Source organism: Sphingomonas sp., assembly GCF_017744835.1.
Lineage (GTDB): Bacteria > Pseudomonadota > Alphaproteobacteria > Sphingomonadales > Sphingomonadaceae > Sphingomonas.
This window is the reverse complement of the sequence record NZ_JAGIAM010000003.1, coordinates 673218-694654: the sequence shown is the minus strand read 5'-3', so window position 1 is coordinate 694654 and position 21437 is coordinate 673218. Positions and strand designations below refer to the sequence as shown.

Here is a 21437-nt window from a genome sequence, read left to right as displayed (position 1 = left end):
TCGCCCGAACCAAGGCGCGGACGTCCTTTCTCATGCTGACCATCGTTCCGTCTCGCGCGCGTGCGCCCGCGTCGGGGTGTCCACTTTGTCAACTTCCGCCCCCGGGACGATGCTTCGGGCAGACTCAGGTTGATCGCGCGGGCCCGCTCCCCTATGTCGCCGCTTTCTCAACAGGTCCGGCATAAATGTTCACTTTCCTGCTCGTCGTCCAAGCCATCATCGCGGCGCTTCTCGTGACCGTGATCCTTCTGCAGAAGTCGGAAGGCGGCGGCCTCACGACCGGCGGCAGCCCCTCCGGCCTGATGTCCGCGCGCGGCGCGGCGGACTTCCTCACGCGCTCGACTGCGATCCTCGCGACGCTGTTCATCGCGATGAGCATCTTCCTCGCGGTGCTCGCGGCGACTCGCCACTCGAGCGAGATCGACACCACGCTGCAGCGCGCTCCGGCGGCCGCGGCTCCCGCCGCGCTTCCGACCGCGGCGCCGGGTGCGGTTCCGTTCGGCGGCGCGCAGGGCAATGCCACGGCTCCGGCCGCGGCGCCCGCCAATGCGGCCGCGCCTGCCAATTCGCAGGTCCCGCTCGCGCAATAAGCGCTTCGCGGCTCCGGATTTCGCCGGGGCTTGACCAAAATTTATGCGCCGACCCGGATTCGGGTGCTTGTCGGCGCGCGTTCAAACACGTTAGGCGTTCTCTCCCATGGCGCGGTACATCTTCATCACCGGCGGCGTGGTCTCCTCGCTCGGCAAGGGTCTCATGGCAGCGAGCCTCGCGGCTCTGCTCCAGGCTCGTGGCTATCGAGTCCGCATCCGCAAGTTCGATCCCTATCTCAACGTCGATCCCGGCACGATGTCGCCGCACCAGCATGGTGAGGTCTATGTCACCGACGACGGCGCCGAGACCGATCTCGACCTCGGCCATTACGAGCGCTTCACCGGCGTCGCCTCGCGCCAGTCGGACAACGTCACGTCGGGCCGGATCTACAAGACGATCATCGAGCGCGAGCGCCGCGGCGACTATCTGGGCGCCACCGTCCAGGTGATCCCGCACGTCACCGATGCGATCAAGGCGTTCGCGCAGGACGAGACCGACGACCTCGATTTCGTGCTCTGCGAGATCGGCGGCACGGTGGGCGACATCGAGTCGCTGCCCTTCATCGAGGCGATCCGCCAGCTCCGCAACGACCTCGGCCGCGGCCAGACCGTCAGCATCCACGTCACACTGGTCCCGTTCATCGCGGCGGCGGGCGAGCTCAAGACCAAGCCGACCCAGCACAGCGTGCGCGAGCTCGCGGCGCTCGGCGTCCAGCCCGACGTGCTGGTGTGCCGCTCGGAGCGCGACCTGCCCGCGGGCGAGCGCGCCAAGATCGCGCAATTCTGCAACGTCCCCGCATCGGCCGTCATTCCCGCGCTCGATGCAAAGAGCATCTACGCCGTGCCGCTCCAGTATCACCGCGAGGGGCTGGACGTCGAAGTGCTCAAGGCCTTCGGCATCGATCCCGGCGAGCCGCCCCGGCTCGACCGCTGGGACAATATCGTCCGCCGGCTCGAGAATCCCGAGGGCGAGGTCACGATCGGCGTGGTCGGCAAATATATGGGCGTCCCCGATGCCTATAAGTCGCTCCACGAGGCGCTGGTCCATGGCGGCATCGCCAACCAGGTGAAGGTCAACATCCGCTGGCTCGACGCCGAGCTGTTCGAGAAGGACGAGGAAGAAATCGCCTCGCAGCTCGAGCCGATGCACGGCATCCTGGTGCCGGGCGGCTTCGGCGAGCGCGGCAGCGAGGGCAAGATCGCCGGCGTCCGCTTCGCGCGCGAGCGCAACGTGCCGTTCTTCGGCATCTGCCTCGGCATGCAGATGGCGTGCATCGAAGGTGTCCGCGCCGGCGGCATCGCCAATGCCTCGACCACCGAGTTCGGCCCGACCGAGGAGCCGGTGGTCGGCATGATCACCGAATGGATGACCGCCGAGGGCCTGCAGAAGCGCGAGGAAGGTGGCGATCTGGGCGGCACGATGCGGCTCGGCGCCTATCCGGCCAAGCTCGCGGGCAACAGCGTGGTCGCCTCGATCTACGGCTCGGGCGAGATCAGCGAGCGGCACCGCCATCGCTACGAAGTGAACACGCACTACAAGGACGTGCTGGAGCAGGGCGGCCTCGTCTTCTCGGGCATGTCGCCCGACGGCTCGCTTCCCGAGATTGTCGAGCGGCCTGATCATCCCTGGTTCGTCGGCGTGCAGTTCCATCCCGAGCTCAAGTCCAAGCCCTTCGATCCGCACCCGCTGTTCGCCAGCTTCATCGAGGCGGCGGTCAAGCACTCGCGGCTGGTCTGAGGGGGCGCCATGCTGCGGCGGACGCTGCTGGGCGCGCTGGCGCTCGTCGCGCTGACTGGCGCGGCACCGGGAACGCCGCAGTCGCGGCCGATCCCGGGCATGGTCCGCGTGCGGATCGTCACGTCGCAGGGCAACATCGTGCTCGCGCTCGACGCGAAGCGTGCGCCTAAAACTACGGCGAACTTCCTCGCCTATGTCGATGACGGACGGCTCGACGGCACCGAATTCTACCGTGCCTCGCGCCGCAAGGCCGATCCCAGGTTCGGCTTCATCCAGGGCGGCATCGGCACCGACGCGCGCCGGATCCTCCCGTCACCGCCGCTCGAGCAGACCAACGTCACCGGGATCCGGCATCTGGATGGCGTCGTCTCGATGGCGCACGGCAGCAACCCGGATTCGGCCACGGGCAATTTCTCGATCATGGTCGGCGACAACCCGTCGCTCGACGCGCGCGGCCCCAATCGCGGCTATGCGGCCTTCGGGCGCGTGGTCTCGGGGATGGACGTGGTGCGGCGCATCCTCGCCAAGCCGACGGGCGGGGGCAGGGGTCCCATGCGCGGCCAGATGATCCTGCCGCCGGTCAGGATCCTGCGCGCCGAGCGGCTAGACGGCACGCCGCGGCCGACCGGCGGACCCAAGCCCTGGCTGCTGGGATTGCCCGCGCGCCCGTAAAGCAAAGAGCGCCCGGACCGGGGTCCAGGCGCTCTCCGCTGCGGCACCCAAAGGGAGCAAAGCGCCGCTAGCCGTGGTCGCTTCTAGGCCGCACTGCGGTGCTCGATCGCCGCCGCCTGCTGGCTGCCGGTATTCACCGGGATCTTCTTGGGCTTCATTGCCTCGGGCACTTCGCGGACCAGCTCGATCGTGAGCAGGCCGTCGGCAAGGTCGGCCTGCTCGACGCGCACGAAGTCGGCGAGCTCGAAGCGTCGCTCGAAGCTGCGGTTGGCGATGCCCAGATGCAGGTAGGAGCCCGGGTTGTTCTCGTTCTCCTCGCGCTTCTTGCCCGAGACCAGGAGCAGGTTCTGCTGCGCGGTCACGTCGATCTCGTCGGGCTTGAAGCCCGCGACCGCCAGCGTGATCCGATACCGGTCCTCGGCGAGGCGCTCGAGGTTAAACGGGGGATAATTCTCGCTGCTCGCCTGGCGCGCGCTGGCTTCGAGCAAGTCGAACAGCCGGTCGAAGCCGATGGTCGAGCGGCGGAAGGGCGTGAAGTCAAACTGACGCATTTCAAATCCTCCTAAGAGCAAATTGAATGTCGTCCGGCACCCGGAGCGCCGTGGCGCCGGATTTCGCGCGGCCCTCTCAGGCACCGCACGCGACACGGATTTGGGTAGCGGCGCATCGGATTTCAAGCCGCGGATAGTTCTGGTTTGCGGTTCGCAAGCGCAAATCCCTTCAACTCGGTAGGAATTGAATCTAAACTCCATCTTGTCGGTGGGAATTCAGGAGCCGGCGATCTAGGGGAATTTATCGAGATGAGCCTTTCTTCGCTGACGCTTGCGCTGCTTGCGAGCACCGCGCCGGGGACCGAGTCGGTTCGGGCGCCCGATCCCGTGCCGGTCGTCGTGCCCGCGGACGAAGTCGGTGCGGCGGCTGAAGACGACGGCCAGTCCGGGGACATCGTCGTCACGGCGCGCCGCCGCCAGGAGCGCGTGCAGGAAGTGCCGATCGCGGTCTCGGTCATCACCGGCGAACAGCTTTCCGACAGCGGAGCGTTCAACACCAACCGGCTCCAGCAATCGCAGCCGGCGCTGCAATTCTATTCGAGCAACCCGCGCAACTCGGCGATCAACATCCGCGGCCTCGGCGCGCCGTTCGGCCTCACCAATGACGGCATCGAGCAGGGCGTCGGCTTCTATGTCGACGGCGTCTACATCGGCCGCGTCGGCGCCTCGACCTTCGACTTCGTCGACGTCGAGCGCGTCGAGGTGCTGCGCGGGCCGCAGGGCACGCTCTACGGCAAGAACACCACCGCCGGCGCCGTCAACATCACCACCCGCGCGCCCAGCTTCACGCCCGAGGCGCGCGTCGAGCTGAGCGTCGGCAACTATGACTTCCTCCAGGCCAAGTCCTCGGTGTCGGCGCCGCTGACCGACGACCTGGCCTTCCGCCTCTCGACCTCGGGCACCTATCGCCGCGGCACGATCGAGAATGTCCGCACCGGTGAGGACCTGCACCGCCAGCGCAATTTCGGCGTCCGTGGGCAGCTGCTGTGGAAGCCGACCGGCAACCTCGATCTCACGCTCTCGGGCGACTTCAGCCGCCAGAATCCCTTGTGCTGCGTGCAATATTACGCGCGCGTCGGCGCGACGCAGCGGCCGCTCAACCGCCAATATGCGACGCTCGCCGCTGCCTTCGGCTACGCGCCGCCGAGCACCGACCCGTTCGACCGCAAGACCGATCTCGATGCCGACCTCAATTCGCGCCAGGAGATCGGCGGCGCCTCGTTGGTCGGCAATTGGGACGTCGGCGGCGCGACGATCACGTCGGTGACCGCGTGGCGCTATTGGGACTGGCAGCCCGCCAACGACCGCGACTTCACCGGCCTGCCGATCACCACGGTCTCGCAGAACCCGTCGCAACAGAAGCAATTCTCGCAGGAGCTGCGGATCGCGTCGAACGGCGGAGGGCGGCTCGACTACACGCTCGGCGCCTTCTTCTTCCACCAGACGATCGACACCCAGGGCTCGCAGGTCCAGGGCCCGGCGGCGAGCCGCTGGCTGCTCAACCCGACCAGCGCCAACGCCCAGAACCCCGCGGTGCTCAACGGGCTCACCTCGACCAACGATATCGGCTTCGACAACACCAGCTTCGCGGTGTTCGGCAAGCTCAACTGGGAGCTGATCGACGGCTTTCACATCCAACCGGGTCTCCGCGTCAATTATGACAAGAAGAGCGGCTCCTACATCGCGACGGTGACGACCGGCACCGGCAGCACCACGCTCAATTCGGACCAGCGCGGCGTGCTCGCCCCGCAGAGCTACGAGCCGCGGTTCAGCGACTGGAACGTCTCGGGCGACCTGACGCTCTCCTACGACCTGTCGCCGGACGTCCATGCCTATGCGACCTATGCGCGCAGCTTCAAATCGGGCGGCATCAACCTCTCGGGCCTCCCGCTCGACGCGAGCAACAACCCGATCCTCAGCGCGGCGACGGTGAAGCCCGAGAAGGTCAATCACTTCGAGCTGGGCCTCAAGACCCAGTTCCTCGACCGGCGCGCGACCTTCAACCTCGCCGGCTTCTGGACCGAGATCGACGATTATCAGGCGACCGTCACCAACGGCCAGCTCGGCGTGATCCGCGGCTATCTCGCCAATGCCGAGAAGGTCCGCGTCCGCGGCGTCGAGTTCGACAGCAGCTTCCGCCCGAGCCCGCGGTTCAATTTCTACGTCAACGGCGCCTTCACCGACGCCAAATACGCCCGCTTCCGCGACGCGCCGTGCCCGCCCGAGCTCGCCGGCGGCACTGCGCTGCCGGTGGACGGCAACGGCAACGTCGTCGGCACCCCCGCGCCTGCAGGCACGCCGGGCGCCAGCCTGCCGTTCTGCAACATCTCGGGCCAGTCGCTGCCCGGCATCTCCAAATGGGCCTTCTCCTACGGCGGCGAATATAATCTGCCGGTGAGCGACGGCGGGCAGGTCTACCTGGGCTACGACGGCAACTACCGCTCGCGCTTCTCGTCCAACCCGTCGCCTTCGGCCTACACCTGGATCGACGGCTATTCGCTGTCCAACTTCCGGCTGGGCTACCGCAAGGACGATCTCAACATCTTCGCCTGGATCCGCAACGCGTTCGACGAGAAGTATTTCGAGCTGCTCTCGGTCCAGTCGGGCAGCACCGGGCTGATCATCGGCCAGCCCGGCGATCCCCGGACCTGGGGACTCACGATCAGCAAGTCGTTCTGAACGGACTAGCGTCCCGCCATGGCCGGGGGACGTTGGGGGAAGGGAGGCGGCGCCCGCACCGCCTCCCTTCTTCGTTCGGAATTGCGGAATTGGGATTGCGGGGAGAGTGCGGGGCCTGGAAACGGCAAACGCCCGGGCTGTTTCCAGCCCGGGCGCCTGCGTGACGACTGCTCGTCAGCCCCCTTGTAAAGGCCTCGCCCGCACGCTCGTACTTGCCTACGAGCGGGGCAGAAGCCCTCCCCGAACCACGGCCATTTGCTGCCTGCGTTTCGACGGGGGCCGTGCTACGTCGCCGGGCCGCTTTTGTCACCGGATTAACGCCAGATGACTCCAGTTTGGCGCGACCCTGTGTCCAATCGGCAACATGGCCGAAACACGCGGCAGAGCGCGCCGCCATTGCCAGCACCCCCGGCCTTGCCTAGAGCTTGCGCCAAGCATCCATGTCAGGACAGCACCGGCCGCAATGCTAATTTCACGCTACGAGCGAATGATCGCCCGCCGCTATCTGCTGCCGGGCCGCAGCGAGGCGTTCATCGCCGTCGTCGCAGGGTTCAGCCTTGTCGCCGTCATGCTCGGCGTCGCGGCGCTGATCGTCGTGATGAGCGTCATGAACGGCTTCCGCGCCGAGCTCTTCGACAAGATCACCGGGCTCAACGGCCACGCCGTGGTCCAGGGCTATGGCGGCCAGCTCCGCAACTGGCGTGACATCGTCGCGCAGGCGAAGGCAACCCCGGGCGTGACCAGCGCCACGCCGCTGATCGAGCAGCCGCTGTTCGCCAGCCTCGGCGGGCGAGTCGAGTTCGCCCAGGTCCGCGGCATGCGCGTCGAGGACATCCGCAACAATCCGACGCTCAAAGGCAAGGAAGTGCTCGGCTCGCTCGCCAGGCTCCAGCCGGGGCAGGAGCAGGTGGCGATCGGATCGCGGCTCGCCGAGAAGCTGGGCGCGACCATCGGCAGCAAGATCACGATCATCAACCCGGCGGGCAGCAGCACACCCTTCGGCACCATGTTCCGCACGGTGAGCTACACCGTGACTGCGATCTTCGAGGTCGGCGTCTATGACTTCGACCAGATCTTCGTGATCATGCCGATCGAGGATGCGCAGACGCTGCTGCTCCTAGGCGACGCGGTGAGCATGGTCGAGATCGACACCGTGGACCCCGATCGCGTCCAGCAGATCATCGCGCCGCTCAACGACAAGGTGCAGGGCGTCGGCCAGATCACCGACTGGCGCCAGATGAACCGCGAACTGTTCGAGGCGCTAGCGGTGGACCGGATCGTCTCCTTCACCATCCTCTCGATCATCCTGGTGGTCGCGTCGTTCAACATCGTCTCGTCGCTGATCATGCTGGTGCGCTCCAAGACGCGCGACATCGCGGTGCTGCGCACGATGGGCGCCACGCGCGGCGGGCTGATGCGCATCTTCGTGACCGTCGGCACCACGATCGGCGGGCTGGGCGTGGCGGCCGGCACCGTGCTCGGCTTCCTGTTCATCACTTTCCGCGCGCAGGTGGTGCAGCTCATCGGCCTCGTGACCGGTCAGCAGATATGGGACCCTTCGATGCGCTTCCTCACCGAGCTTCCGGCGAAGACCGATCCGTTCGAGACGATCGGCATCTGCGTGATGGCGCTGCTCTTCGCCTTCCTCGCGACGCTCTACCCGGCCTGGAAGGCCGCGAGCACCGATCCAGTGCAGGTGCTGCGCTATGAGTGAGCCGATCCTCCAGACGCGCGGCCTCAAGCGCAGCTTCAGACAGGGTGAGGCCGTCATCCATGTGCTGCGCGGCGTCGATCTCGACGTGCAGCCCGGCGAGATCGTCGCGCTGCTCGGCCCCTCCGGGTCGGGCAAGTCGACCCTGCTCCAGGCAGTCGGGCTGCTCGAGGGCGGGTTCGAAGGCTCGATCCGCATCGCCGGCAAGGAAGCGTCGCAGCTTCCCTCGGGCGGGCGCACCGAAGTGCGGCGCGACAGCCTGGGCTTCGTCTATCAGTTCCACCATCTGCTGCCCGATTTCAACGCGATCGAGAATGTCGTGCTGCCGCAGATGATCCGCGGCGCCGAGCGCGCCGCCGCCGACACCCGCGCCGAGCAGCTGCTCACCGCGCTCGGGCTCGGCGACCGGCTGACGCACCGGCCGAACCAGCTTTCGGGCGGCGAGCAGCAGCGCGTCGCCGTGGCGCGTGCGCTGGCGAACCGGCCCGCGCTGGTGCTCGCAGACGAACCCACCGGCAATCTCGACGAGGCGACCTCGGATCGGGTGTTCGACGAGTTCCTCAAGCTGGTGCGCACCGAAGGCTCGGCCGCGCTGGTGGCGACGCACAATGAGCGACTGGCGGCCCGCATGGACCGCATCGTCCGGCTCCACGACGGCCATCTCGAATGAGCGTGTGGACCGAGACGCCGACGCTCTCGGGCCGCCACGTCACATTGCGCCCGATGGTTCGCGAGGATCGCGCGGCGCTGCTCGCTGCCTTCGAGGGGCTGCACCACCTGTTTCACACCACGGTGCCCGATGCCGATACGATCGACGGCTGGCTGGACCGGATCGAGGGAGAGCATAGGGCCGGCCGCGGTTTGCCCTTCACGGTGCTCGATGCCGAAGGGCGCGTCTCGGGCACCACGCGGCTCATGCGGATGAGCGAGCAGCATCGCCGCGTCGAGATTGGCGGCACGCTCTACGCGCCCCGCGTCCAGCGAACCGGCCTCAATACCGAGGCCAAGTACATGCTCCTCCGCCATGCCTTTGAGGTGCTGGGCGTCAATTGCGTCCAGATCCGCACCGACTTCCTCAACCACGCGTCGCGCCGGGCAATCGAACGACTGGGCGCGCGGATGGATGGGGTGCTGCGCGGGCACCTGATCCTCAAGGGGCATCTGCGCGATAGCGTCGTCTATTCGATCATCGCGCACGAATGGCCGGGCGTCCGGCGGAACATCGAGCTGCTGATGGCGCGCTACGACGGGGAAGCTGCATGACTGCGATCACCGAAATTCCGGTCGCCCGGCCGGGAGCCTCCGAGGAAACGACTCTCGCGCCCTTTGCCGGACAGGTGCTGCTGATCGTCAACACCGCCTCCAAATGCGGCTTCACGCCGCAATATGCCGAGCTCGAGGCGCTGTATCGCCGCCATCATGCGCGCGGCTTCTCGGTGCTCGCCTTCCCGTGCAACCAGTTCGGCGCGCAGGAGCCGGGCGACGCGGAGGAGATCGCGAACTTCTGCTCGCTCACCTATGACGTGAGCTTCCCGATCTTCGCCAAGGTCGACGTCAACGGCGCTGACGAAGCGCCGCTGTTCGCGCATCTGAAGCGTGAGGCGCCGGGGCTGCTCGGATCGAAGGCGATCAAGTGGAACTTCACCAAGTTCCTCGTGGACCGCCAGGGCAGGGTGGTCCGCCGCTACGCGCCGACCACGGCGCCCAGCGCGATCGAGGCCGATATCGAGGCGCTCCTGTAGGGACGGCGCATGGGGGTCCCGAACTCCTGCCCCGAAGAAGCTCTTGCCCCGAAGAAACGCTTGCAAAATGGGATTTTGCCTGAAACAAATCGGGAACGCTCTTTCTCAATCTGAATATAATCGGCGTCTCGCGCGCACACGCACGCGCGCAGGCACATACGCACGCGCATGCGCCCGCGCCCGCGCCCGCGTTGGAGTGTCCGCTTTGTCCACTTCCGCCGTGTCCACTTCCGGCATCGGCCCACCGGATCGGCCGGCTGTCAGGCCCCGCTCGAACCGTCGCGATAGTGTGACCCTGGTGTGACCTTTGGTTGCCGAGTCCCCGCACTCCGGCGCGCAAAGCTGTTGATAAGCCGCTGGCGCGCTGGCGAATCCCGCGCGCTTGCCGCATAGGTCGGCGATGGCGCATTCGGGGTTCGTTCCACTTCGGGTTTTTTCGTCCTACACGATGCTGGAAGGCGCGATCGAGCCCAAGGCGATCGCCAAGCGCGCGCGCGAACTGGGCTTCCCCGCCGCCGCGGTCGCGGATCGCAACGGCCTCTACGCCGCCATGTCCTTCTCCGACGCCGCGCGCAAATCAGGTGTCCAGCCGATCATCGGCGCGCTGCTCGCGGTCAAGCGGCCCAACATGCCCGACGGCGTCGCCGCGCCGATCGACTGGCTTGCGCTCTATGCGCAGGACGAGGCCGGCTACGAGAATCTTTGCCACCTCGTCTCCGCCGCGCATCTCGATCGCCCGATCGAGGAGGACGCGCATGTCACGATCGACAAGCTGGAAGGGCATACCGGGGGGCTGATCGCGCTCACTGCCGGCGCCGAGGGTGCGCTGGCGCGGCTCTATGCCGAGGGGCAGGACAGCGCCGCGCGCGCCTATGGCGAGATGCTCGAGCGGCTCTTCCCCGGCCGGCTCTATGTCGAAGTCGCGCGCCGCAACAACGATATCGAGACGCGCGCCGAGGCCAAGCTGGTCGATCACGCCTATGACCGTGACCTGCCGCTGGTTGCGACCAATCCCAGCTGCTTCGCCGAGGAGAGCTTCCACCAGGCGCACGACGCGATGCTGTGCATCGCCAACTCGTCCTACATCGCCAGCGACGACCGCCCGCGCAGCTCGCCCGACGACTGGATGAAGCCCGCCGAGGTGATGCAGTCGCTCTTCGCGGATCTGCCCGAGGCGATCGCCAACACGCTGGTGGTGGCGCAGCGCTGCGCGGTCGCGGCGCCCAAGCGCAAGCCGATCCTGCCCAGCCTCGCCGGCGACCGCGAGGGCGAGGCGGCGATGCTGCGCGAACGGAGCTGGGAAGGGCTCAACAAGCGGCTCGAAAAGGCCGGCATCACCGATCCCGCCGAGCGCGAGATCTATGAGAAGCGGCTCGAGTTCGAGCTGGGGGTCATCATCCAGATGGGCTTCCCCGGCTACTTCCTGATCGTCGCCGACTTCATCCAATGGGCCAAGTCGCACGACATTCCGGTGGGGCCGGGCCGCGGTTCGGGCGCAGGCTCGGCGGTCGCCTGGGCGCTGACCATCACCGATCTCGACCCGATCAAGCTGGGCCTGCTGTTCGAACGCTTCCTCAACCCGGAACGCGTGTCGATGCCCGACTTCGACATCGACTTCTGCGAAACCCGGCGCGGTGAAGTCATTCGCTACGTCCAGCAGAAATACGGCCGCGACACCGTGGCGCAGATCATCACCTTCGGTACGATGAAGGCGCGCGCGGTGATCAAGGACGTCGGGCGCGTGCTCCAGATGAGCTATGGCCAGGTCGATCGCCTCGCCAAGCAGATCCCCAACCTGCCGACCGACCCATGGACGCTCGAGCGCACCCTCAACGGCGTCGCCGAGTTCCACGCCGAGTACAAGAACCACAGCGACGTCCGCCATCTCGTTGACCTGTCGATGCGGCTCGAAGGCCTGCCGCGCCACTCGTCGACTCACGCCGCCGGCGTGGTGATCGGCGATCGCCCGCTTGCCGAGCTGGTGCCGCTCTATCGCGATCCGCGCTCGGACATGCCCGTCACGCAGTTCGACATGAAATATGTCGAGGCGGCGGGACTGGTGAAGTTCGACTTCCTGGGCCTCAAGACGCTGTCCGTGCTCAAGAAGGCCGTCGAGCTGCTCGCCGACCGCGGGGTCGAGGTCGATCTCGACGCGCTCGCCTGGGACGATACCGAAGTCTACGACCTGCTCCAGCGCGGCGACACGGTCGGCGTGTTCCAGCTCGAATCGGAAGGCATGCGCCGCACGCTCACTGCGGTGCGCCCGACCAATTTCGGCGACATCATCGCGCTCGTCTCGCTCTATCGCCCGGGCCCGATGGACAACATCCCGAGCTTCGGCGCGCGCAAGGCGGGCCGTGAGGAGATCGTCTATCCGCATGCGCTGCTCGAGCCGATCCTGAAGGAGACCTACGGGATCTTCGTCTATCAGGAACAGGTGATGCAGGCCGCGCAGATCCTCGCGGGCTATTCGCTCGGCGGCGCGGACATGCTCCGCCGCGCGATGGGCAAGAAGATCAAGGCGGAGATGGACGCCCAGCGCGCGACCTTCGTCAAGGGCTGCGCCGAGCACAACAAGATCCCCGCGGCCAAGGCCAACGAGCTGTTCGACTTGATCGACAAGTTCGCCGGCTATGGCTTCAACAAGTCGCACGCCGCGGCCTATGCGCTGCTCGCCTATCAGACCGCGTGGCTCAAGGCGCATTACCCGCACGAGTTCTTCGCCGCCTCGATGGCGTACGACATCCATCAGACCGACAAGCTGGCGATCTTCGCCGACGACATGCGGCGGCTCGAGATCGAGTGCCTGCCGCCCGACATCAACGCCAGCCTCGCCGACTTCCATGTCGAAAAGGCGGGCGAGGGGCTGGCGGTGCGCTATGCGCTGGGCGCGCTCAAGGGCGTTGGCGAGCGCGCGATGGAGCTGCTCGTCGAGGAGCGCGAGGGGCAAGGCCGGTTCAAGTCGCTCGACGATTTCGCCAAGCGCGTCGACCCGCGGCTGCTCAACAAGCGCCAGCTCGAGACGCTGGCCGGCGCCGGCGCCTTCGATGGGATCGAGGCCAATCGCGCGGGCGTGCATGCCGCCGCCGAGACCATCCTCGCGGTCGCCCAGCGCACGCACGAGAGCCGCGCGACGGGGCAGGGCGGGTTGTTCGGCGATTCCGAGCCGAGCGGCGGGGCGGTCACGCTTCCGCGCGACGCCAATTGGACGCTCGCCGACAAGATCGCGGCCGAGAAGGACGCCTTCGGCTACTACTTCTCCTCGCACCCGCTCGATCGCTATGCGCAGGTCGCCCGCTCGCAGGGCGCACGCTCGATCGCGAGCCTAGCCGACATGTCGATCCCCGAGGGCGCGCGCGTCGGCACGACGATCGCCGCGCTGATCGAGGACGCGCGCTGGCGCACCTCGGCGCGCGGCAATCGCTATCTGATGGCCTCGATCTCGGACCAGACCGGCCAGGTGCTCAGCACCTGCTTCGACGAATTCGCCTCCAAGGACCTGGAGGAAGCCGCCAAGACAGGCGGCTGCGCGGTGCTGACGATCGAGCTCGACAAGCGTGCGGGCGAGGATACGCCGCGCGTGAGCATCAAGCGCGTCCAGCCGCTCGAGGGGCTGGCCGACACCGCGCGGCTTCAGCTCGATCTCACGATCGACGATGCCGCGGCGCTGCCCCGGCTCGCCGAGATGATCGGAGAATTGCGCGGCGGCCGCGGCACCGTGCGCCTGTGGCTGCCGCTCGGGCCCGAGGGCCGCGCGGAGGTCGTGCTCGGCCGCAACTTCCGTCTCGACGAGGAGCTGGTGGCGCGGATCGGGGCAATGCCCGGCGTGCGCTCGGCCGAGTTCGCCAGCCAGCACGCGATCCTCGCCGCGGCCGCCTGACCTTCACCTCTCGACTCGGGCGCCTCTCCGGGCTTACGTTTGCGTAAAGCCGTAGAGCGGAGAGAGACGATGCTGGGTGGGATGCAGGATTTCGAGCTGCGCGTGATGCGCCTGCTCGACCATGCGGCGCGCGAACATGGGAGCCGCGAGATCGTCTCGCGCTGGGCCGACGGAACCGAGACGCGCACCAACTGGGCCGGCGTGGCGCACGACGCGCGCCGGCTCGCCCAGGCGCTCGAACGGCTGGGAATCAAGCCGGGCGACCGCGTCGCGACGCTGGCGATGAACCACGCCCGCCACCTCGTCGCCTGGTACGGCGTCGCGGGGATGGGCGGGATCATCCACACGATCAACCCGCGGCTGTTCGACGATCAGCTCGCCTTCATCGCCAACCATGCCGAGGACCGCGTGCTGCTCTACGACCGCGCCTTCGCGCCCCTGGTCGAGAAGATGAAGCCGCAGTGGACGACGATCGAGCACTATGTCTGCTTCGACGACGGAAGCTTCGACGCACTGCTCGCGCCCGAGAGCGGCGACTATGCCTGGGTCGAGGGCAGCGAGCGCGAGCCGTGCATGCTCTGCTATACCAGCGGCACCACGGGGAACCCGAAGGGTGTGCTCTACACGCACCGCTCGACCGTGATCCATGCGATCACCGAGCTCCAGCCGGCCGAGTTCGATCTTTCCACCCAATCGGTCGCCATGCCGATCGTGCCGATGTTCCATGCGGTGGGCTGGGGCCTTCCCTGGGCGGGCGCGGCGGTGGGCCTCAAGTTCGTCTTCTCGGCAGTCAACGAGCCCAAGGTGCTCTGCGAGCTGATGAACCGCGAGAAGGTGACGCACTCGGCCGGCGTGCCCACCGTCTGGTTCGGCATGTTCCAATATATGGATGCGACCGGCGAGGCGCCGCAGCACCTGAAGATCGTCACGATCGGCGGCTCGGCGGCGCCGCGCGCGATGATCGAGCGGCTGATGAAGATGGGCATCCGCGTCAACCATGCCTGGGGCATGACCGAGACCAGCCCGATCGGCACCATGGGCGCGCCGAGCCCCGACTGGGACGAACTGAGCTTTGACGCGCAGGTCGACCAGGTCTCCAAGCAGGGCAAGGTTCCCTTCGGCGTCGAGCTGCGCACCGTCGACGACGAAGGACGCATGCTGCCGCGCGACGGCAAGAGCGCGGGCCGGCTGCAGGTGCGCGGGCCTTGGGTCGTGAGGCAATATTTCGGCGATCCGAACCCGGCGGTGGATGCCGACAACTGGTTCGACACCGGCGACGTCGCGGTGCTTCACGCCGACGGCACGATGCAGATCACTGACCGCGCCAAGGACGTGATCAAGTCGGGCGGCGAGTGGATCAGCTCGGTCGAGCTCGAGAATGTATCGGTGGGTTGCGACGGCGTCGCCGAGGCGGCGGCGATCGGCGTGCATCACCCGCGATGGGAGGAACGCCCGATCCTGCTCGTGGTGCGTAAGTCCGGCAGCGACGTGACGCCCGAGGCGATCCGCGCGCATCTGGAGAAGCATGTCGCCAAATGGTGGCTACCCGACGAGATCCATTTCGTGGAGTCGCTTCCGCATACCGCCACGGGGAAGCTGCTCAAGACCGCAATCCGCGAGCAATACAAGGACTTCAAGCTCGCCGCCGCCTGACTCCGTTTGCCACGCCCGGTTCGGCGGCTATGGCAGCGGTATCAAATTCACGGAGGGGATGGATGCGCAAGTGGAGCGCGCTCGTGGCGTTGCTGCTGTTGGTGATCGGGCTGGCGCCGGTCGCGCACGCGCAGCAGCAGCCGAACTGGGTGGGCGCCTGGGCCACGTCGCAGATCGTACCGGTCGACAATAATGCGGCGCCCGTCGAGGACCTGACCGACGCCACGCTGCGCCAGGTCGTCCGGGTCACGCTCGCAGGCAAGCAGCTGCGCGTGCGGCTGTCCAACGCGTTCGGCAATGCCCCGCTCGCCATCGGCGCCGCCAGCGTAGCGCGCTCGGCGGGCAACGCCACGTCGCGGATCGATCCCGCCACGCTCAAGCCGCTCACCTTCGGCGGCCATACGCAGGCCTTGATCCCTGCGGGCGCCGACTATTGGTCCGACCCTGTGGCGCTCCCGGTCGGAGCGGGCACCGACCTCGCGATCACGCTCTTCCTGCCCAAGGCGCCCGATCGTCAGACCGGCCACCCCGGCTCGCGCGCGACCAGCTATTTCGTCCATGGGAACCAGGTGACCACAGTCGAGCTGCCCGGCGCCAAGACCGCGCCGCGCTGGTTCGTGATTGGCGGCGTCGAGGTCGATGCGCCCGGCGCCTCAGCGCTCGTCGTGCTGGGGGATTCGATCACCGACGGCTACGGCGTCCAGCCCGACACTAATCTGCGCTGGCCCGACGCGCTGTTCCGCCGAATGCAGGCCGATCCGGCGACGCGCAACATGGCGGTGCTCAACGCCGGCATCGGCGGCAACCGGCTGCTGCTCGACGGCACTGGCCCCAATGCGCTCGCCCGCTTCGAGCGTGACGTGCTCTCGGTGCCGGGCGTCAGTCACATGATCGTGCTCGTCGGCGTCAACGATCTCGGTGTGCTCACTCGCGATGCACCCGCCACGCCCGAGCAGCACCACGCGCTCGCCGAGGCGATGATCGACGGGCTCCGCCAGATCGTCGCGCGGGCACGCGCGCACGGCATCAAGGCTATCGGCGGCACGATCACGCCCTATGGCGGCTCGAACTATTACCATCCGGATGCAGCCAACGAGGCCGATCGCGCCGCCGTCAACAACTGGATCCGAACCCCCGGCAATTTCGATGCCGTGATCGATTTCGATGCGGTGATGCGCGACCCCGCCAACCCGCGACGGCTGCGCGCCGATCTCGATTCGGGCGACGGGCTCCACCCGGCGATGGCCGGCTATCAGGTACTGGCCGATGCCGTGCCGCTGTCACTGCTCTCGCCCAGGTCGAAGGACAAGGGAAGGGGGACGCCGCCGCCGCCGCCCGCGATCGCGATCACCTTCGATGATCTACCCTCGCATGCCGCGCTGCCTCCGGGCGAGACTCGCGTCGGGGTTGTCGAGCGCATCCTCGCCGCGCTCAAGGCGGCGCATGCGCCCGCGACCGGCTTCATCAACGGCGTCAAGCTGGAGAGCGAGCCCGAGTCCGCCGCCGTGCTCGATCGCTGGCGCGCGGCGGGGCTCCCGCTCGGCAACCACGGCTGGCGCCACGCCAATCTCAACGATCTCACCGATGCGCAATTCGCCGAGGAGCTCGCGCGGAACGAGCCGATCCTGCGCGACAAGATGGGCACCGCGGACTGGCACTGGTTCCGCTATCCGTTCCTCTCCGAAGGCAAGGATACGGAACGCCGCGCCCGCGTCCGTCGCCTGCTCGCCGCCAAGGGCTACAAGGTCGCCTCGGTGACGATGGACTTCGGCGATTGGGCCTATAACGACACCTATGCCCGCTGCATGGCAAAGGGCGACACGGCCGCGGTCGCCGAGATGGAGAAGGCCTGGCTCGCCGGCGCCGCCGCCAATGCCGATCGTTCGCGCGCCATGTCGCAGGCGCTTCACGGCCGCGACATCCCCTATGTGCTGCTGATGCACCTCGGCGCCTTCGACGCGCGCATGCTCCCGCAGCTCCTCGATCTCTACAGGCGCAAGGGCTTCCGGCTGGTGAGCCTCGAGGAAGCCGAGCGTGATCCCTATTACCGTGCGGAGGTGAATCCCGCGCTCCCGCCTGCACCGCTGGGGCTCGAAGGGGCGCTTGCTGCCAGGGGAATGCCCGTGCCAGCCTCGCCCGAGCGCTTGCCGCTCGACACCATGTGCCGCTAGCCGATCAGAACAGCTCGCCCTGCGGGCCGGCGGGCGGGCGGAACAGGTCGGTCCTCAGGCGCAGCCGCTCGCCGTCAAGGCCATAGCGTCGCACAGCATGCTGGAAGCGCGTGCGCAGCAGGTCGGCCCAGGGTCCCTGGCCGCGCATCCGCGTGTGGAAATCGGGGTCGTTGTCGCGCCCGCCGCGAAGCGACTGGATCGTCGCCATCACCTTGCCCGCGCGATCGGGAAAATGCGTGTCGAGCCAGGCGCGGAACAGCGGCGCGACTTCGTGCGGCAGCCGTACTGGCAGGAAGAAGGCCCCCCGCGCGCCTGCCTCCGCCGCGCGCTCGAGGATATGCTCGAGCTCGTGATCGGTCACTTGCGGGATCACCGGTGCCAACGAGACGAACACGGGCACTCCGGCCTCGTGGAGCTTGCGCACAGCAGCCAGGCGCTTCTCGGGATGCGGCGCGCGCGGCTCGACCGTCATCGAGATCCGCGGGTCGAGCGACGTGACCGAGACCATCACCGCCGCCAGCCCTTTGGCCGCCATCGGCGTGAGCAGGTCCAGGTCGCGCGTGACACGATCGGACTTGGTGGTGATCGTCACCGGATGATCGCATTCGGCGAGCAGCTCGATGCAGCCGCGCGTGATCCGCCACTTGCCCTCGATCGGCTGATAGGGATCGGTGTTGGTGCCGAAGGCGATCGGCCGGCACACATAGCCGCGCTTCGAGAGCGCTTCGCGCAGCAGCCGCGGTGCGTCCGGCTTGGCGAAGAGCCTGGTCTCGAAGTCCAGCCCAGGCGACAGATCGTGATAGGCGTGGCTGGGCCGCGCGAAGCAATAGATGCAGCCATGCTCGCACCCGCGATAGGGGTTCACCGATTGATCGAAGGCGATGTCCGGCGAGTTGTTGCGCGTCAGGATCGTCTTGGGTTTCTCGACCGTCACGGTGGTGCGCAGCCGCGGCGCCTCGCCGTCGATCGCCTCGCGTTCGTCGAGCCAGTCGCCATCGGCTTCGCGCGCGGGCAGGCTGAAGCGGTGGCTTTCCCGATTGAGCGTGGCGCCGCGTGTCGGACGAGTCTTCGCCATGTCGAGAGCGTAGCCCCCGGGTGCGAACATAGCAAGAACATGTGCCACATTGCGGCGACCAGGGAGAGGCTGCTAGGCTGGATGTCTAACTTGGGGGGAATTCGATGCGCCTGTCTTCACTCGCCGCGGCCGCGATTGCCGTCGCCTGTTTTTCGTCTCCGGCAGCCGCCGAAGACACAGCCCCCTGCGAGGCGGGGATGGTCTGCGCGAGCAAGCCGGAGACCGTGCTAGCTGCGCTGGCAAAGGGCGGGCTCAAGCCGAAGCTCGACAAGGACAGCGACGAAGACCCGATGCTCGAAGTGGACGGGGACGGCTATCATTACGAGGTCTATTTCTACGGCTGCAAGGAGCACAAGAACTGCGATTCGCTCCGGTTCGAGGTGCTCTTCAAGAAGGAGCCGGAGAACACGGTCGAGCTCGCCAACAAATGGAACAGCACCAAGCGCTTCCTCCAGATGTCGGTGAAGCCCGACGGCAAGCTCGGGGCCGCCTACGACGTCGCGACGATCGGTGGCGTGAATTCGAAGAATTTCGCGGACGTGCTCGAATGGTGGTCGTCGATGCTCGGCGAGCTGGGCGAATTCTTCGATGCGGAGGTGCCGAAACCCGCCACGCCTGCGCCCAAGAACTGACCGCGAAGTCTCAGCGCTCGCTCAGCCGCGGCATCAGCTCGACGAAGTTGCAAGGCTTGTGGCGGCTGTCGAGCTGGTCCTTGAGGATCAGGTCCCAGGCATCGGTGACAGCGCCCGTCGAACCCGGCAGCGCGAAGACATAGGTCCCTCGCGCGACGCCGGCGGTGGCGCGCGACTGGATCGTCGAGGTGCCGATCGTCTGATAGCTCAGCCAACGGAACAGCTCGCCGAAACCCGGAATCTCCTTGTCCCAGACGCGCGCCAGCGCCTCGGGCGTCACGTCGCGCCCGGTGACGCCGGTGCCGCCGGTGGTGAGGATCACGTCGACCTGCGGATCGTCGATCCAGGCGTGCAGCCGCGCGACGATCAGATCAGCGTCGTCGCGTACGATCGCCCGGTCGGCGAGCTCGTGCCCCGCGCTGGTCAGCCGCTCGACGAGCCGGTCACCCGAGCGATCGTCGGCAAGCGTGCGCGTGTCGGAGACGGTCAGGACGGCGATCCGGACCGGCCGGAACGCCAGGCTCTCGTCAATTGCCACCGGCGACCTGCACCTGCCGCGGCACGAAGGGGACAGCAGGCGCGGTGGTGGCGCTGACCTTTACCGCCGGCGCCCCCGGAAGGCCCGGGAAGCGCGGCCACAACCCTTGCGCGAGCGCTGAGCGGCTCGTCGACTTTCGGCCTTCCTGCTGCTCGTACATCCAATAGTTGCGCAGCACGGTCATCACATAGCCGCGCGTCTCCCAATAAGGGATGCTCTCGATGTAGAGCAGCGGGTCGCCATTGTCGCGCATCTGGCTGTTCCAGAGCTGCACCGGAGTAGGACCTGCATTGTACGCGGCGATCACCTTGGGCAGCAGCCCCTGGGTGAAGGGCTGGTCGCGCAGCTGCTCGAGATAGGACTGGCCGATCTCCATGTTGACCGACGGCTTGGTCAGGTCGCCCGGCGCGTAGAAGACGCCGTTGCGGCGGCCGATGTCGACTGCCGCGCCCTGCTTCACTTGCATCAGTCCCATCGCGCCGGCGGCGCTGCGAATCTCGGAGTTGAAGCGCGATTCCTGGAGCGTGTGCGCGAAGACCAGGGCCTTGTCGACGCGCCAGCCGCCGGCCGGCGTCCAGTTCGGCGCCGGGTACCGCGCCTGGACGAGCGCGCGGGCGCCGACCGGGCCGTTGTGCGACAGCCACAGCTCGACCGCGGCCAGGTTGAGCCGCCCGGCGAGGCGGGTCAGCGCGGCATGTTCGTCCGGGGTGCAGAACTTCGCCTGGTGGCGCAGCACGTCGCCAGCGAGGCCGTCCTCGCCAATCTCTGCGAGCGCCGCGGCGACGCGAACGTTGGGCCGGCGCTCGAGCGTGCGCCAATCCTCGGCGACGAAGCGCTCGGTCGCGAGCGGCTTGTCTTCGATGCCCAGCGCCGCCTTGGCGAGCAGCCCGTAATAGGTCTCGCCATATTGCGAGGCGGCACGCAGCTTGGTGCTGACCTTCTCGGGCCGGCCGCATGCCATGTCGGCGCGCGATGCCCAATAGAGCCCGGCAGAGCGCATTTCGGTGTCCGCGGCGCGCGTCGAGACCTGGTCGAAGGCCGCGGCAGCGCCGTTGCAGTCGTGCTGGCGCCAAGCGGCGAGGCCTTGAACCCAGTCGGCCTGGCTCGCCCAGTCGCCGATGCCGAGCTGCGCCTTGGCCGCGACACGGCGCGCGTTGGTGTCGTCGCCCGCGGTGTAATAGATCCAGGCGACCTTCTGCTGCCATTCGGTCAGCGCATCGGGCGTGAGCTCGGGCGCGAACTTGTCGACCAGCAGCTCGGCGTTGACGCCGTCGTCTGCCTTGACGAACGGCTGGATCGCGAGCGCCACTTCGGTCGCGGCGGTGTCGCTGCGAACCGATCGTGCGCGCTGGCGCACCGGCGACGAGCCCAGCCAGGCCAGCCGCTGCGCTTCGGGCAGGGGCGGGGTGTCGATCGCCCCGCGCATCTTCGCCAGCCGCGCGACCTGCTCGGCCTCGGGAAGCTCGGGAGCCTCAGCGAGCAGCGCGAGCAGCGGCGCCGCGTCGACCTTGGGCGAGTTCTTGGCGGTGAAGAGCTCGGCGCGCGCGATCGCGTGCAGCGGGCCAGGCTTCATCGAATCGAGCTGGATCTGCGCGTCGGTCCAGCGCTCGTCGCGGATTGCAGTGAACACCGCGCGATAGCCGGCGCGCTGCTCGGCATCGAGCTGGTCGGGAATGCCGTCGCCCTCGCGCAGCGGCGCTGCAGCGGGCGCGCTCACACCCGGCGCGGCGGGCGTTGCCGGGCCGTCTTCGGCATGGGCTGCGACGGGCGCTGCGATCAGCGCCGCCGCAAGGAAGATACGCATC

General features: G+C 67.6%; 16 protein-coding genes. 12 read left to right on the top strand and 4 right to left on the bottom strand.

The window, feature by feature from the left end:
• Positions 1 to 185 precede the first annotated feature (185 nt).
• The 3 genes from secG (at position 186) to J7500_RS11130 (ending at position 3000) form a co-directional block, all read left to right on the top strand.
• The gene (gene secG / locus J7500_RS11140; protein WP_294061778.1) at positions 186 to 590 is read left to right on the top strand and encodes a preprotein translocase subunit SecG; all 405 of its coding nucleotides are present in this window, start codon (positions 186 to 188) and stop codon (positions 588 to 590) included.
• A gap of 106 nt (positions 591 to 696) precedes the next feature.
• The gene (locus tag J7500_RS11135) at positions 697 to 2328 is read left to right on the top strand and encodes a CTP synthase (RefSeq protein WP_294061777.1); all 1632 of its coding nucleotides are present in this window, start codon (positions 697 to 699) and stop codon (positions 2326 to 2328) included.
• A 9-nt stretch (positions 2329 to 2337) separates the two neighbouring features.
• A complete protein-coding gene (locus J7500_RS11130) occupies positions 2338 to 3000 on the top strand; it encodes a peptidylprolyl isomerase (protein ID WP_294061776.1) in 663 nt (220 codons plus the stop codon).
• An 83-nt stretch (positions 3001 to 3083) separates the two neighbouring features.
• Here the strand turns inward: J7500_RS11130 and J7500_RS11125 are convergent, their stop codons facing one another.
• Positions 3084 to 3551, bottom strand: coding sequence for an Hsp20 family protein (locus J7500_RS11125; RefSeq protein ID WP_294061775.1), 468 nt, complete (start codon positions 3549 to 3551; stop codon positions 3084 to 3086).
• Between the two features lie 249 nt (positions 3552 to 3800).
• Here J7500_RS11125 and J7500_RS11120 point away from each other — a divergent pair, with 249 nt between their 5' ends.
• From J7500_RS11120 to J7500_RS11085, 8 genes are all read left to right on the top strand, one after another.
• A complete protein-coding gene (locus J7500_RS11120) occupies positions 3801 to 6230 on the top strand; it encodes a TonB-dependent receptor (protein WP_294061774.1) in 2430 nt (809 codons plus the stop codon).
• Positions 6231 to 6693: 463 nt separating this feature from the next.
• A complete protein-coding gene (locus tag J7500_RS11115) occupies positions 6694 to 7944 on the top strand; it encodes a lipoprotein-releasing ABC transporter permease subunit (RefSeq protein WP_294061773.1) in 1251 nt (416 codons plus the stop codon).
• On the top strand, positions 7937 to 8611 hold the full coding sequence (locus tag J7500_RS11110; RefSeq protein ID WP_294061772.1) for an ABC transporter ATP-binding protein: 675 nt from the start codon (positions 7937 to 7939) through the stop codon (positions 8609 to 8611). The genes J7500_RS11115 and J7500_RS11110 overlap by 8 nt, the downstream gene beginning before the upstream one ends.
• On the top strand, positions 8608 to 9204 hold the full coding sequence (locus J7500_RS11105; RefSeq protein ID WP_294061771.1) for a GNAT family protein: 597 nt from the start codon (positions 8608 to 8610) through the stop codon (positions 9202 to 9204). Before J7500_RS11110 ends, J7500_RS11105 begins: the two co-directional genes overlap by 4 nt.
• A complete protein-coding gene (locus J7500_RS11100) occupies positions 9201 to 9683 on the top strand; it encodes a glutathione peroxidase (protein WP_294061770.1) in 483 nt (160 codons plus the stop codon). Before J7500_RS11105 ends, J7500_RS11100 begins: the two co-directional genes overlap by 4 nt.
• Before the next feature lie 400 nt (positions 9684 to 10083).
• Entirely contained in the window at positions 10084 to 13563 is a 3480-nt protein-coding gene (gene dnaE, locus J7500_RS11095) for a DNA polymerase III subunit alpha (protein ID WP_294061769.1), read from the top strand.
• Between the two features lie 69 nt (positions 13564 to 13632).
• The gene (locus J7500_RS11090) at positions 13633 to 15216 is read left to right on the top strand and encodes a long-chain fatty acid--CoA ligase (RefSeq protein WP_294061768.1); all 1584 of its coding nucleotides are present in this window, start codon (positions 13633 to 13635) and stop codon (positions 15214 to 15216) included.
• 62 nt (positions 15217 to 15278) lie between these two features.
• Positions 15279 to 17387: an SGNH/GDSL hydrolase family protein gene (locus tag J7500_RS11085; protein WP_294061767.1), complete on the top strand. Its 2109-nt coding sequence runs from the start codon at positions 15279 to 15281 to the stop codon at positions 17385 to 17387.
• Between the two features lie 4 nt (positions 17388 to 17391).
• On the opposite strand, the gene J7500_RS11080 is transcribed toward J7500_RS11085, so the two are convergent.
• Complete coding sequence (locus tag J7500_RS11080) at positions 17392 to 18462, bottom strand: PA0069 family radical SAM protein (protein WP_294061766.1); 1071 nt, start codon at positions 18460 to 18462, stop codon at positions 17392 to 17394.
• Between the two features lie 104 nt (positions 18463 to 18566).
• Here J7500_RS11080 and J7500_RS11075 point away from each other — a divergent pair, with 104 nt between their 5' ends.
• On the top strand, positions 18567 to 19094 hold the full coding sequence (locus J7500_RS11075) for a YbjN domain-containing protein (RefSeq protein WP_294061765.1): 528 nt from the start codon (positions 18567 to 18569) through the stop codon (positions 19092 to 19094).
• Between the two features lie 10 nt (positions 19095 to 19104).
• On the opposite strand, the gene moaB is transcribed toward J7500_RS11075, so the two are convergent.
• Positions 19105 to 19632 (bottom strand): molybdenum cofactor biosynthesis protein B, encoded by a 528-nt coding sequence (gene moaB, locus J7500_RS11070; RefSeq protein WP_294061764.1) that lies wholly within the window; start codon positions 19630 to 19632, stop codon positions 19105 to 19107.
• A complete protein-coding gene (locus tag J7500_RS11065; protein WP_294061763.1) occupies positions 19622 to 21436 on the bottom strand; it encodes a lytic transglycosylase domain-containing protein in 1815 nt (604 codons plus the stop codon). Before J7500_RS11065 ends, moaB begins: the two co-directional genes overlap by 11 nt.
• Position 21437 lies beyond the last annotated feature (1 nt).

Coding starts and splice junctions, on each gene's coding strand:
- J7500_RS11130 (WP_294061776.1), top strand. CDS start 2,338: ATGCTGCGGCGGACGCTGCTGGGCGCGCTGGCGCTCGTCGCGCTGACT.
- J7500_RS11065 (WP_294061763.1), bottom strand. CDS start 21,436: ATGCGTATCTTCCTTGCGGCGGCGCTGATCGCAGCGCCCGTCGCAGCC.
- J7500_RS11090 (WP_294061768.1), top strand. CDS start 13,633: ATGCTGGGTGGGATGCAGGATTTCGAGCTGCGCGTGATGCGCCTGCTC.
- J7500_RS11135 (WP_294061777.1), top strand. CDS start 697: ATGGCGCGGTACATCTTCATCACCGGCGGCGTGGTCTCCTCGCTCGGC.
- J7500_RS11120 (WP_294061774.1), top strand. CDS start 3,801: ATGAGCCTTTCTTCGCTGACGCTTGCGCTGCTTGCGAGCACCGCGCCG.
- J7500_RS11085 (WP_294061767.1), top strand. CDS start 15,279: ATGCGCAAGTGGAGCGCGCTCGTGGCGTTGCTGCTGTTGGTGATCGGG.
- J7500_RS11105 (WP_294061771.1), top strand. CDS start 8,608: ATGAGCGTGTGGACCGAGACGCCGACGCTCTCGGGCCGCCACGTCACA.
- J7500_RS11125 (WP_294061775.1), bottom strand. CDS start 3,551: ATGCGTCAGTTTGACTTCACGCCCTTCCGCCGCTCGACCATCGGCTTC.
- dnaE (WP_294061769.1), top strand. CDS start 10,084: ATGGCGCATTCGGGGTTCGTTCCACTTCGGGTTTTTTCGTCCTACACG.
- secG (WP_294061778.1), top strand. CDS start 186: ATGTTCACTTTCCTGCTCGTCGTCCAAGCCATCATCGCGGCGCTTCTC.
- J7500_RS11110 (WP_294061772.1), top strand. CDS start 7,937: ATGAGTGAGCCGATCCTCCAGACGCGCGGCCTCAAGCGCAGCTTCAGA.
- J7500_RS11115 (WP_294061773.1), top strand. CDS start 6,694: ATGCTAATTTCACGCTACGAGCGAATGATCGCCCGCCGCTATCTGCTG.
- J7500_RS11080 (WP_294061766.1), bottom strand. CDS start 18,462: ATGGCGAAGACTCGTCCGACACGCGGCGCCACGCTCAATCGGGAAAGC.
- J7500_RS11100 (WP_294061770.1), top strand. CDS start 9,201: ATGACTGCGATCACCGAAATTCCGGTCGCCCGGCCGGGAGCCTCCGAG.
- J7500_RS11075 (WP_294061765.1), top strand. CDS start 18,567: ATGCGCCTGTCTTCACTCGCCGCGGCCGCGATTGCCGTCGCCTGTTTT.